The sequence below is a fragment of the Paraflavitalea speifideaquila genome (assembly GCF_032395985.1).
GTDB classification, from domain to species: Bacteria; Bacteroidota; Bacteroidia; order Chitinophagales; family Chitinophagaceae; genus Paraflavitalea; species Paraflavitalea speifideaquila.
Genome location: NZ_CP135920.1, coordinates 3767205 through 3779587 on the forward strand (window position 1 = coordinate 3767205; position 12383 = coordinate 3779587).

16 protein-coding genes and 1 pseudogene are annotated in these 12383 nt (G+C 44.7%); 4 read left to right on the forward strand and 13 right to left on the reverse strand.

Features of this window, described 5'->3' with window-relative positions; translation table 11 throughout:
- Positions 1–36 precede the first annotated feature (36 nt).
- A complete protein-coding gene (locus tag RS881_RS25625) occupies positions 37–414 on the forward strand; it encodes an immunity protein Imm33 domain-containing protein (RefSeq protein ID WP_315823692.1) in 378 nt (125 codons plus the stop codon).
- A gap of 412 nt (positions 415–826) precedes the next feature.
- Here RS881_RS25625 and istB read toward each other — a convergent pair.
- The 4 genes and pseudogenes from istB to RS881_RS60005 all read right to left on the reverse strand — a co-directional run bounded on the left by istB (position 827) and on the right by RS881_RS60005 (position 3324).
- Positions 827–1596: pseudogene (gene istB / locus RS881_RS25630) on the reverse strand (IS21-like element helper ATPase IstB).
- A 177-nt stretch (positions 1597–1773) separates the two neighbouring features.
- Positions 1774–2334 (reverse strand): Mu transposase domain-containing protein, encoded by a 561-nt coding sequence (locus RS881_RS25635; RefSeq protein ID WP_315814182.1) that lies wholly within the window; start codon positions 2332–2334, stop codon positions 1774–1776.
- Positions 2335–2353: 19 nt separating this feature from the next.
- Positions 2354–3214 carry an IS21 family transposase gene (gene istA / locus RS881_RS25640; protein WP_315824615.1) on the reverse strand — a complete coding sequence of 287 codons (861 nt, stop codon included), beginning with the start codon at positions 3212–3214 and terminating at the stop codon, positions 2354–2356.
- Positions 3175–3324, reverse strand: a complete 150-nt coding sequence (locus RS881_RS60005; RefSeq protein WP_350340250.1) for a helix-turn-helix domain-containing protein — start codon at positions 3322–3324, stop codon at positions 3175–3177. Before RS881_RS60005 ends, istA begins: the two co-directional genes overlap by 40 nt.
- 575 nt (positions 3325–3899) lie before the next feature.
- On the opposite strand from RS881_RS60005, the gene RS881_RS25645 reads away from it, so the two are divergent.
- The gene (locus RS881_RS25645; protein WP_315823693.1) at positions 3900–4070 is read left to right on the forward strand and encodes a hypothetical protein; all 171 of its coding nucleotides are present in this window, start codon (positions 3900–3902) and stop codon (positions 4068–4070) included.
- Between the two features lie 131 nt (positions 4071–4201).
- Positions 4202–4501, forward strand: a complete 300-nt coding sequence (locus tag RS881_RS25650; RefSeq protein WP_315823694.1) for a hypothetical protein — start codon at positions 4202–4204, stop codon at positions 4499–4501.
- 258 nt (positions 4502–4759) lie between these two features.
- Here RS881_RS25650 and RS881_RS25655 read toward each other — a convergent pair whose 3' ends face one another.
- Both RS881_RS25655 and RS881_RS25660 read right to left on the reverse strand, forming a co-directional pair.
- On the reverse strand, positions 4760–5107 hold the full coding sequence (locus RS881_RS25655; protein WP_315823695.1) for a helix-turn-helix domain-containing protein: 348 nt from the start codon (positions 5105–5107) through the stop codon (positions 4760–4762).
- 2081 nt (positions 5108–7188) lie between these two features.
- The gene (locus RS881_RS25660) at positions 7189–7377 is read right to left on the reverse strand and encodes a hypothetical protein (RefSeq protein ID WP_315823696.1); all 189 of its coding nucleotides are present in this window, start codon (positions 7375–7377) and stop codon (positions 7189–7191) included.
- Between the two features lie 837 nt (positions 7378–8214).
- Here RS881_RS25660 and RS881_RS25665 point away from each other — a divergent pair.
- The gene (locus RS881_RS25665; protein ID WP_315823697.1) at positions 8215–9129 is read left to right on the forward strand and encodes a TolB family protein; all 915 of its coding nucleotides are present in this window, start codon (positions 8215–8217) and stop codon (positions 9127–9129) included.
- Between the two features lie 88 nt (positions 9130–9217).
- On the opposite strand, the gene RS881_RS25670 is transcribed toward RS881_RS25665, so the two are convergent.
- The 7 genes from RS881_RS25670 to RS881_RS25700 all read right to left on the reverse strand — a co-directional run bounded on the left by RS881_RS25670 (position 9218) and on the right by RS881_RS25700 (position 12377).
- Entirely contained in the window at positions 9218–9847 is a 630-nt protein-coding gene (locus tag RS881_RS25670; RefSeq protein WP_315823698.1) for an EamA family transporter, read from the reverse strand.
- Positions 9828–10187 carry an EamA family transporter gene (locus tag RS881_RS25675; protein WP_315823699.1) on the reverse strand — a complete coding sequence of 120 codons (360 nt, stop codon included), beginning with the start codon at positions 10185–10187 and terminating at the stop codon, positions 9828–9830. The genes RS881_RS25670 and RS881_RS25675 overlap by 20 nt, the downstream gene beginning before the upstream one ends.
- Positions 10188–10473: 286 nt before the next feature.
- Positions 10474–10695, reverse strand: coding sequence for a helix-turn-helix domain-containing protein (locus RS881_RS25680; RefSeq protein WP_315824616.1), 222 nt, complete (start codon positions 10693–10695; stop codon positions 10474–10476).
- On the reverse strand, positions 10641–10787 hold the full coding sequence (locus RS881_RS25685) for a hypothetical protein (RefSeq protein ID WP_315823700.1): 147 nt from the start codon (positions 10785–10787) through the stop codon (positions 10641–10643). Before RS881_RS25685 ends, RS881_RS25680 begins: the two co-directional genes overlap by 55 nt.
- 44 nt (positions 10788–10831) lie before the next feature.
- Positions 10832–11230, reverse strand: coding sequence for a hypothetical protein (locus RS881_RS25690; RefSeq protein ID WP_315823701.1), 399 nt, complete (start codon positions 11228–11230; stop codon positions 10832–10834).
- A gap of 320 nt (positions 11231–11550) precedes the next feature.
- Complete coding sequence (locus tag RS881_RS25695; RefSeq protein ID WP_315823702.1) at positions 11551–11976, reverse strand: DUF6157 family protein; 426 nt, start codon at positions 11974–11976, stop codon at positions 11551–11553.
- An 86-nt stretch (positions 11977–12062) separates the two neighbouring features.
- The gene (locus RS881_RS25700; protein WP_315823703.1) at positions 12063–12377 is read right to left on the reverse strand and encodes a hypothetical protein; all 315 of its coding nucleotides are present in this window, start codon (positions 12375–12377) and stop codon (positions 12063–12065) included.
- Between the last annotated feature and the right edge of the window lie 6 nt (positions 12378–12383).

Here is a 12383-nt window from a genome sequence, read left to right on the forward strand (position 1 = left end):
TAGCACCTGTTCAGAAAAAATTAAAAGAGAAACAAAATGGACAAAACACAAATGGATCAAATTGAAAATGAATTCATTAAGAAACAGAAAGAACAGTGCCAAAAATATGGCTCGGAGTTCTTGGAGTCACCATTTAACAAACTTGTCGGAATAGCACTTGAAAGCTTTAGCACATTTAATATGCCCATAAATGGGTTGAGGCACCCCATCCAAAGTGAACATTCTTCAAACTGGTACATTTGGGCTGGAGACTATTCCGAGGCTGGCGATTTTTTTAAACCAGTGCATGCTGTGCATTTACTTGAATTTTGTCCTAAAGCATTAAAGTATTTGGGCCTTGCTCCTGGTTGGCGATTTCTGTTTGACAACATTTATGAGGATGTTTGGTACGACGAAAAACTTTTACACATCTAAATGCTAGAGTGGGCAAGGCAATGTACCGATTGAAACCTGCGAGGAAATAAGATATGTAAGGGAGTTGATTAACGGTAGTGTACCGATTGGGCATGTCCAACTTATCACCTGCTTAAATTTAAAATATCTAAAGGATTGGTTAAAAGCCAGTCCTTTTTTGTTATAACCAATTGAAGGGAAGCACCAATGTTTCCCTTTTTCATTTAAAACAGTCACCATGACAAACAACCCTGAACTCAATACAGATAATCCTGAATATTTCACCTGGCAGTATGAACAACTACAAATGGAATACTGGGAGGATTGAAAATAGAAGGGCTGGACAGGATGCGGGTAACCTGTAAATTCCGCTGATGGTAACCCCTCATTCCGGGCATGATACCCCCTGCAAGAAGGCCCAAAAGAGAAAGAGCTATTTTGAAGATTTCAAAGATATGATTTGGGGGATAAGGACTATTATTTTTTTCTTTCTGCGTGATTCTCCTTTTAATTCAATTCGATGGCATCTGGCTGTCAGTCTGTCAAGGATTGCATCTGCCAGGGTGGGTTCATCCAGGTAATCATGCCATGCAGATACAGGTAATTGAGAGGTAATGATGAGCGATTTTTTTCGTACCGGTCCTCCATGATTTGAAGTAATGCCAGCTTTATATTTTTGTTGATATGCTGTAAGCCAAAATCATCCAGAATGATCAGGGGTACCTTTTCCAATTGGTTTAACAGCTTTACGTAGCTTCCTTCAGTTTTAGCCATGAGGATGGCTTCAATCAACCGGTTCATGTTAAAATAGCGCGTTTTAATGCCCATCATACATGCCTGGTGTCCCAGGGCGCAGGCAACTACACTTTTGCCGCAACCGGTAGCGCCCGTAATCAGTATATTTTCTCCGGCCCCGATGTAGTTGCCTTCCAGTAAACTGCTCCAGGTGGCTTTTGTGAGGTTACGTTCAGGGCTACAGTCTATCTGCTGGGGCGTGACATTAAAACGCAGCCTGGCGGCTTTTAACAAGGATTCCATGCGTTCGTTGGTACGGTGCAGTTGTTCAGCCTGTAGTAAATGAGCCAGTAGTTCGTGTCCTTCGAGTTGCTGGTTAACCGGCAGTTCCAATTGGCATCGGTAACTGGCTGCCATGCCGTTTAACTTTAAGTCTTGCATTTGCTCAAGGGTTTGTGTCGTGTTCATTGTTGTTGATTTTTATAAGTGATTAAAAATATCGTTTGGCGCTGTAGGAAGCATATGATTGGTTGATAAAAGCATTCATTCAATACCGGTAGTAAAATCATATGCTTCCTACAGTGCAAGCCCGCGGCAGGCGTCGGAGGGCTGGCGTGTGTAATAGCTGTATCATCGTTTTGATCCCTATTTGTAATTTTCAGGGCCTCGGATATTATCGTGTTCAGGCAACTGTTCTTTTTGTTCGTCCTGCTCTTCATCAAAAAGCAATGGTTGTTTATCCAGTCCGGCTTCAAGGATATTACGGATCATTTTCAGCGTTGGCCTGGGAACGTTGGCTGCTCTGCGGCAGGCCGCTTCCAGACGATCTTTCCCATATGCGTCTTGCAGGCGTATCATGGCGTGACAGGCCTTGTAGTTCTGTTCCGGGTATATGCTGCTATGCAGCAGTCGGTCGGCTGCCTGCCGGGTATATTCGCCTACCCATCCGGCTTTCTGAAGCAGTTGCTCTACCGTCCATCCCCGTAGCTCAACCATATGCTGATGATTGGCAGGCATATGCTCATGGATACGGTTAAACTTAGGTTCGTTGCTGCTGCGCACATGGAAGGCAATGCGTTCGTTTTGACAGAATACTTCTACTGTCCTGCTATCATAGCTCACCCATACTTTGTATCCGACATATTGATATGGAACCGTGTAATAATGCATGTTATCGGTGAGTTGGATGGCATAGTTTGATTGCACCGTTACCTGTTTGCCTTTTTCACCCGGAATGGCTCCGGGGAAGCGGTTTTAACACGGGAAGCTCCTGGCGCATAAAGATGTCCATGCGGCTCTCCGAACTGTTCTTGTATGGTTTTCGATTAAGGACATCCAGGTGCAGGCGGATGTGATGATTGAGCGATTCGATGCTATGGAACACGTCTTTGCGCAACCGGGCATAGATATGTGTATAGACTATGTTCACTGCATTTTCCACCATTCCCTTATCGGTAGGTTCTTTCGGGCGGGTAGCGCTGAGCGTGGTATTGTAGTGTTCAGAAAGCTGGTTGCAAAGATCAGTAAAGGCAGGCTCGTATTTATCGGCGCGTTTTACGGCTGTTTTGAAGTTATCACACAGGATGGTTTTGGTAACGCCACCAACGTACTTGAGGTGCTCATTAATGCAATGGGCAAAGTCGGCTGTTTTTTGTGATGGCACAGCCTTGCAGAATATCAGTCCGCTAAAGGGCAATACACCAACAAAGACTTCGCAGGCAATCACTTCGCCAGTTTGCCTGTCTACATAACTGAGCTTCTTTCCGGCAAAATCACCTTGCATGAACTCTCCCGGAATATATTCCCAGTGGAAAGCGGGGTCAGTGTCTTTCAAATATTTTCTAAACAGGTAGCAATACTGGCTATAGCGATAGGGTTCTTCATTTTGCTGGCAATATTCTATCCAAAGCAACTGTTTGGTAACACCGGTTTTGTGTAGTTCTTTCTGCGCCTGCTCAACGTGAGCCAGCAGGGCTTCGAAGCGTTTACCACGGATGATTGTATCATCGCTGTTATAAACAACCGCTGCCAGCTCTTTATCACTAGCTAATAATGATTGGCTATCATCATCATCGATGACTTCCATTTTGCGCAAGTATTTTTAACCGTTTTACGGCTGATACCCGTTCGACGGACTATTTCCTTTATGGGAACGCCGTCTTGCTTTAATTGTTTGACTTGTTTTATCTGGTTCATATCAACTGCTTTTTTGAGCCATTTTCCCTGTTTAATCGTCTTAAAAAGGGCAAATGAATACAAATAGCACTGACTCTTTGGAGGCTTCTGCTGAAGGGGTTACCATGCTCCGGAATGACTATTACGCAAGTGGGTAACGAAAGGGGTTACCATGTGCCGGAATGACAGTGCGGGGAAAAGAAAAATTATTACAGTGCACCAAAAAAAGAGGGGAAAAAGTTACGGGAGATATAAAATCCAGGAGGATAAAAACGAAGCCGAGGGGTGGGGTTACCATCACCGGAATGAGGGGTTACCATAAAACGGAATGGGGGTACCATGCTCCGGTATCTACAGGTAACCCTCAAAATCCAATGGAAAGAGCAGGCAGTAAGGCAAAATCTGGATTTATACAACAGCCCTGCACTGGACAAACTGGTGAGAAAATGCGCAGAGACCTTTTCTTTAGGCACAGCATACATGGCTGATGTGTTTGAAGCACTGATCAACACCTTGGAAAAATACCGGCTTCATGAGCTTAAAAAGGGGCTTAAAACCGAAGTGAGGGAACCTATGAAGCCGGAGAGAAAAAGGAGGTGGAAGCCTTTCTTAAAAAGCCTGAATTATTACAAAGAACCAATGACCTGATAGGGGAGAGTGGGGTAACAGGAGAAGAAAACAACAGGTTACTGATGTACCTGGTATTCACCAGTCGGAAAACGGAACAACCATTACACATTATCAGCCTTGGTAGCAGTGGCCGGTAAAAGCCATTTGCAGGAGAAAGTAGGAGAACTGATGCCCCGGAGGATAAAATTGAGATCACAGCTTTGAGTGAAAATGCCTTTTACTATTTCGGTAAGCAGGAACTAAACACAAATTGATACTGATAGAGGATTTGGATGGAGCACAGGAAGTATTGTATCCCCTCCGGGAACTGCAAAGTAAAAAGGTGATCAATAAAACCATGGTGTTTAAAGCTGCCAATGGAGAAACACAAACCACTACTTTAGGGGTGGAAGGCCCAGTCTGTGTGGGAGGCTGTACCACCAAAGAATCCGTTTATGAGGACAATGCCAACAGGAGTTTCCTGCTCTATCTCGATGAAAGCCAGCAGCAGGATAACCGGATCATGGATTATCAGCATAAAAAGAGTGCTGGTAGAATTGATACAGCAAAAGACCTACGGGGAGGATAACAAGAGTTTTTCTTACACCGTAGCAGATCACGGGGTTATCAGCAACTACAGGCCAATATTGCCACTATCCTAGATAAAGTACTGGAAGATTTAAAAGCCAAATACCGGCTCACTGGCTCATCATTGGCTCAACAGGGCATTGAGCCGGTAAAACCCAAGCCCACAAAGCAAAAGAAGTTACCGGCTCATTAGCTCACCGGGAGGGTATACCGGCATCATTTTTCTGAAGCACCCTCCCGGAAACTAATGCAGATCCCATTACTTTTTAATTCTCCTGCTTACAGTACTCTTGTTTATATCAAAGCGTTTTCCTATTTCATCTAAGCTCATTCCCTGTGAATGCATCAGTTTCATTTCTTCAATCTGTTTATTTCTTTCAGCACCTCGGTCTTCAAAAGTAATATGCTCCATTTCATTTACAGCTTCTTCTTTAACTTCAAACCATAAGGTATCAGGATTCATAAACAATAATTTGGCATCTTCCTGCTCTTCACAATTCCTGCTTTTCAACCTTTTCAACAGGCGATAATTTATATTCTGGCTGCTCTTTCCCAATAAAAAGTCGCCATCAGCCAAATCAGTTAGGGCACCAGCACCGGATTGCATATCAGAATTAAGCCGCTGGTACTGTGTCCCCTTCTTAGTAGGTGTACCAGTACAATGGCGCAGTTATATTTTGCTATTATTTTCTTTAAACTTTGCATGAAGCCTACTACTGCTCTGTTTTTCTCATTATCTATATCACTTACGCCTATTAAATATCAGCGGATTAAAATGGAGCATACCATATGAGGCATCTAAGCTGGACTACCTGGTAATTGAAGTAGTAAATGGAGTGCGGATTTATTATTATTATTATTATGAAGCCGATAAGTTAGAAAGAATGATTAGGGTATTTTAGTTTGGCAGTGTACAACTTTTCACCTGGCTATGGAAGGCAGGTATTGTAAAGGAACATACAAACGAAAAGGAAGAACCTTACGCTGTGCACGCACGTTACTAGCAGACATGACTATAATGAAGTCCTTTGATCAGGTAGTCTTTCTATTGCTGTGTACCGCTGACTCCTTGAGACTATACCGAAGGCGCCTTTGGCAAAGCCTGGTGAGCAACAGTTGAATGCAGGGAGACCACCCGATCAAAGAACTTTGTGAAGCGGCTGCCCATGGTACAACCTATCTACATCCACAGTTGCTTTGGGTGGGAGGCGCCAGCTTCCCTGCCACTTTGTGCAAAAATGGGCTGTTTTTGTGTTTAGTGCTATTAGCATACTCTATCTATACTGAAGGTATACTGAAGCTATAGAGAAGCTATACTGAAAGGGGCTACGGATTATTCATTATTGATTACTAATTATTAGTCTGATTGCCGGCCTCTGGTTGTTAATTACTCCCTACTTTACAGATTCTTTTCTTTTCTTCTCTGTGCTTTTCTTCTTCCTCCTTGTCTTTATTTTGTCTTTCAGTAATTCTTCCTTACAAACGTACGACGCGAGAAAGGTCATCTCCAAATGCGTTTTGATAGAAATCGCAATTTTTGTAAGAAATGATGCATAATGATTGATTTTTCAATCATTATAACTCAAAACTTACAAACTTTTCGGAATCAATCAACGTGGATTTGGAAACGGGTATCTGCGTATTGTATGTTTGTTGTCGGGACCATGATTTGTAGGATTTAAAGGATTGGGAGGATATATGAACTTTTGCTTGGCTGGGTCTCTTTTGAGCGGTTTGGGTTCTTCTTTCAATAACATGACCGCACAAACGTACGATGAAGGAAATGGCATTTCCAAATGTGTGCTTGTCGATTCCGCTATTTTTGATCGAAACCGCTATAAATTGACGTAATTGATGTCGATTTATAGCGCTAACGACATAAATCGGCAATGGGGTATTGGAAACGGGTAGGTGGGTGTTGTATGTTTGTTGTCTGGACCATGATTTTTGGGATTTAATGGATTCGGAGGATATATGAATTTTTGCTTCGCCGGGTTTCTTTTGAGTAGACCAGGGGAAGAATAAAATAAAGAAGCTGATCGACTGTGTGGACGGGGCCCCTAAGCACGGTTGATGAATGATGAGTGTTGTGCAACACGAATTGAGGCGTTTGGATTTCAGTATGGGCGAAGATAGCTGTGAACTACGAGCGTTGAACAAGCAACCATCAAAGGTTGAAGGTTTAATGTTAGCTATCAGCTATTAGCAGCCAGGATTTAACGGCCAGGTTGGCTATGAGCGGTTGGGTTGTAGCAGTTGGCCTTAAAGTCTAGCCATTAGCAGTTTGTTGGTGGCTACCGGCTGAGGGCTATTGCCACTGGTTTTCATTTTGCTGCTGTGATCTATGAAAGGCTTTGGTGAGCCAGCCACCAGGGTCTGGATGCAGCGGGGAATTGAAGTCAGGTTTTGGCCGGGACAAGGGCCTTGGCTTGAACTGTTAGGATCTAACGGTTGTGTAGTCTGTTTTTCAACATTTCAATGTAGGGTACGTATATACAGCAATGCATGCAATCACCTGTATTGACCTGGTGTTTCTATGAAATGGCTCCGTTCTCATGAACGGGGCCATTTTTTGTCTATCAGGCAGCTAATGGCCTGATCCAGCCAATGCGTATCCTGACATGGGTCCATGCATCCTAGGCAGGGCAGATGTACCCCCTCTTTTTCGTCAACTAAATACAACAAGGGCTAGGAGCCCTTATTGTACACATAGATAGTAACCGGAGGCAGGGAGCTGAAGGAACAGCCCGCCAGCAGAATGCAGCCGGCATACTGCCGCAGGAAGGCGGCCTGCTGGGCGGGAAAGACGATGTAAGCGCGGCACTGCTCAATACCGATGAGGCAACAACTGGAACTGGCAACTAAATAAACTTGCATAGACAATACAGTTAAGTAAAAAAATAAGCAGCACAAGCTGCAGGGCAGCAACCAGGGCGGCATGGGCGCGGGCCAAAAGGCACGCGGAATAAATGGGTGGATGGATGCAGCTGAATGGCTTGCTGAAGCTGGTGCAGGCTGTATAGCCGAATACGCGCACAGGGGCTTTATGCCGAACCTTTTGGCGGCTTCTGCGGGCAAGGATGCCGCCCTACCTTTGCTGTGCTGCTTTTGCTGCTGCTGTATTGGCAAGGGATGGTGGCCAGGTGCAGCGGCGGGAAGGAGCAGGGCAGTGTGCTTAGAGGGCGATGCGGCATACTGTTGCAGGACTGGCTGGATATATAGAATGGCTTTGGCTGCCAAAATTACCTCTATGGAGAATTGATTTGAGACGTGAAAGCTCGGGTGTATTCCTTCAATATTGGACCCTCGTATTTTTACGATGCCGGGTGTATTTACCGAAATTTTAGAATCGAGCAGTTTTCCTCTTGTGTTAAATCTGATTTAAAACTACTTTTATGATGTTGATAAGCGATACGGTTTCCGAAAAATCCAATCATCCTGAAAGACCAAAATATCCCAGGAAAAACCAACCATCCAACATCCAAAAAGAACCAACGGAAGCTATATCATTTAACGACCCTTAAAATTCCAGTATCATATCCAATTATCCCGGAAAATCTTCATGGTTAATGTTTTCTGAATCACGTCCAAAAGATTTTAAGCCCCCGCAACACGGGGGCTTTTTTATGCTGTAATACAAGGTTTTATGGGGATAGCAACTGTAGCCTAAAATAATGAGCTACAGGCATTATCTTTATAGGAAAGCACCTTGCCATGAATTCGCTGCACACGATTAAAACCTTAGCCTGCCTGACGGGCATTGGCCTGCTGACGTATTGCAGTCCCATGCCATCAGCCCCAGTCATTGACTATCCCTCACCAGCCCCGGATTCTATTGCATTGGCCTATATGCCGGGTATTGTATGTAGTGATTCGCTCGACTTCAATGCGGCCTTCTCTCCCGATAAACGATCGTTCTATTTTACCCGTCGCCTTAAAAAGTGGGTGATGCTGGTGACGCATTATGACGGCACGAAATGGAGTGCGCCTACGCTGGCTCCTTTTGCTGATACGACTTATGCAGAAGCCGACGCTACTTTTGGGCCGGATGGGGCGGTATATTTTATCTCGAACCGGCCACGCAAAGCAGGAGATACGCTGGCCGATTATGATATCTGGCGCCGACGTCCACTGGCCAATGGCGGCTGGAGTGAACCAGAGAATGTAACAGCGGTTAATTCAGACAGCACAGAATATTATATCTCCTTTGCCGGCAATGGCAATCTTTATTTTGCCTCGTTCCGCACGGGCGGCTATGGAGAAGGGGATATTTATGTAAGCAAACTGGTGAACGGGCAATATACGAAGCCCGAAAACCTGGGCCCTGCCATTAACTCGCCGCTTACAGAACATGATCCCAGTATTTCGTCCAATGAAAAATACCTGGTATTTACGGCAGCCGACCGTAAAGAAGGGTTTGGAGAGGCGGACTTGTATGGTTCATCCAACAAAGGCGGACAAGGCTGGTGCAAAGCCGTCAACCTGGGTAGCCGGGTGAACACGCCCACGTATGAATACTGTTCGTACTTTTCGCCCGATGGGCAATACCTTTTCTTCAGTAGTGAGTTTCAAGTGAAATGGGTAAAAGCTTCTTATGTGCTGGAGGATATCAGCAGGCTGTGTAAATGAGAATACAGAATCCAGCATGTAGCATAGGGAGTAAAAACAGTACCCATACAAAATGCAGTGTTCTGTATGGGTACTGAATACCGGATTGTTATTCACTATTTTTCTTAGCTAGCTCTTTTGAAAGGAGCCTACCTTTCAGCCTTGTTATCCTGTCTTTGGGATATTGATTTGTTTTATTGGCCTTTGGCCAGTTCATGCCAACGATGGCCAATAGCATCACCACCATACCAGCCCATTGCAAAAGGCTGATGGCTTCACCCAATATTATATGTGCACAAAGGATGGCTACGGGTAATTCGGCAGTCATAATAATGGCGCTGACGCCTGCACCTATCCTGGGGATGCCCCTGGTGAATAAAATAGGCGGAATAATGGTGCCAAACAAGGCCAGGAAAAGGGCCCATTTAACCAATCCACCATCAAAATGATTGTTGGTGGCTAATTGTTGGATATTTACCATGCCAATAGCCAGGGTTGAGCCGGTCATGATCAAGGCGCTTTTATGAGGTGCCAGTATTGTATTGCCAAAACGGCTATTGGCAACTACATAAAGGGCGTAGAAAAAGGCAGATGCCAATGCATACAGGGAGCCTTTGATAAATGACGCATCCATTCGCAATTGGGTCATGCCACTGGCCATTACGGTACCTGCCAATATCACTGCAATGATAATGAGCTGAGAGGAGCTGGCCTTCTTCTTAAAAAAAGATATAATCAAGGAGTACGCCCATCCAGGTAAACTGCATGAGCAGGATGATGGCTATAGAAGCCGGGATGTACTTTACAGATACGTAATACACAAAGGTGGTCAATCCAATGGCGGCGCCAGTGCCCAACACGGGCCACCAGGCATTCCTGAGGGGTTGACAAGTACCCGGTTCTTTTTGCTGCTTACGGTTGAACCATGCCCATAACCACAATACGAACATGCCGGTGAAAGCCTGTGTACCGGCTATTTCGGCTGGGGTATATCCTTCGCGATAAGCCAGTTTTACAAAAGTTGAGAGTATACCAAAGCTGCATGCTCCGGCAAAAACCATCCATATATATTTAGTCATTGTTTCCGGTTGTTTAGAAAATAAATGATCTGCAGGCAGGTGTTGCCTGAATGAAAAGGGGATTGCTGATGGGCAATAACAACCGGGGCCCCATGGAGCATCAAAAGTAACGACTATTCCATTAACAGAGAATACTACTGATGAATTACCTGCCGGTTCTTATGCCTGAAAATTGACCGGCGGCGGAGGTGTGGAAGAAAAATAAGTGTGGTTCATTTGAGTGAATTGTATGGCAATATTACGGATAAAAAGCCAGATGGGGTGTTGGTGGGGAAAAGGGCCAGGGTCAGGTATTGGCATTGGATCCTGTAATGTATTCGGAGGGGAGTTTACCCGTTACTTTTTTGAAGGCATGGGCAAAGGTATTCCTGTTGTTAAATCCGCAGTGTTGTGAAATGCCATTCATGTTAAGGTGTTCTGCTTGTCCGGACCTTATAAAATCAAGGCAGTAGGCTATACGTTGGCAATTGAGGTAGTCATTGAAGTGTTTACCGGTGGTTTGGTTAATGAATGCCGATGCCTGGTGCAGGGAATCTGGAGGTCGATGGCCAGCTCTTTGAGGGAATAATTGCTGTTGAGGAATGGTTTGTGTTCCTGCATAAGTGTTTCTAAAGCCTGGTTGAGCTGCTTTACAAATGTTTCATCTAATTGTGAACGATGGCGGATGGGGACAAGGGTCTGGTTATTGGTGTCAAAGGAAGGAGGCGCTTCCCTCTTTTTAAGGCCAACCCATATTTGTGGGTTAAGGTATAAAGTGATAGCAGCCAGTAGCAGGCCTGCCGCGGGGGAATGTAGAGAAGCCAGCCAATATTACCCAGGTTGTTAAACCATAGGAGCCTGGTAAAGAGGAGAAAAATAACCAATAAGGTAATGCCAAAACAGAGAAAGGCGGCACCCAATAGTCGATGGGCCTTGTTGTTACTGGCAGGGGATGGAATAATGAGTAGCAAGCTGCCGGTGAGCAGGCAAATGACCATGGCGATCAAACAGAAAATAGCTGCAGGTGTATAGATCACTTGCATAAGCATGTTTTGGTACGTCAATCAATGTTGGGCGAAGTTTTGAGGAAACAGCCGGTCTTGTCGTTTTAGAATAATGAATACAGACAATTGGTCTTGTAGCTGAAGGGTTTAAACAGGGTAAGAGACGGGGGGATAAGGTTTGCGTGGGAAGGAGATAAATGTCGTATCCTAAGTTAAGGTATTTTATTTTTTTATATGCTATTTCCCGACGAAAGAATTTAGATCTTCCTGTATTTTTAGGAGGCCATGTGGCAGGGGGTGTATATGTCAACTCCCAAGGGTGGAGGTTCTTTTCCTGTACCCTTGGGAGTTTGATCTAAGATAAGTAAAATAGACAGTTACTAAACGCGTTTGGTACGCATGGCCCTTACATGTTGCAGGCTTTTGTCTTTGACGTATTGTTTATACTCCGGGGAATCGACAGCATAGATGGCCACCCTTCCTTCGGCATCGTTGTGTACGCCCCATCCATAACGTTTGGCAAGTGGGGAAGAGCGCAGGCAAGGTTGCCCTTTGGAAAAGAATTCGGCGCGGGCAGCGGGCTGTTCGATGCGGCTGATCTTATTCTTTTCGACATAAACCTGGAACAATACTTCATCGGAGGTATACTTGTAAGGGTTTTGTGCGATGAGCTCAAACTGGCTATTGGCTACCGTTTTATTATCTCCTTTTTGCGGAGGTATTTCACCTATTTTAACCGGACAATCGTCTGCGATCTCAATAAAGGTGTTTTGGTAATTGGTGGTGTGTGTCCTGGTATCTTTCATGACTTATATGGCTATGATACAAGGTAACACATTTTTCGTTTAGCATCATGGGTGTGTTATATGACTGGTGCGCTGTTGGTGGCCAGTTATTTCCACACGGGTATTTTCAGGTAGCTGTCACTGTACCACCGGATGTGGAGGGGAGTAGTAGCATCTTTCATGGTTTCGCTATTCACATCTTTCCCTGTGCCATAGTTGATCTGTTCAAAAGGGCTTTTATTGATGTTTAGAATGGCTACGATCCTGCTTCCTTTTTGTAGTTGGCGGCTGGTGATATAGGTATTGGTAAAAGGAATGAGCTGCTTTGTGCCTGGGGTAAGTAAATGTCTGTGGGAGGCATTGCTGGCATAACTGGCGCGGCCCATAAAATAGGAGAGGTAAAAATAACGGCCATCGGGCATTTGTTC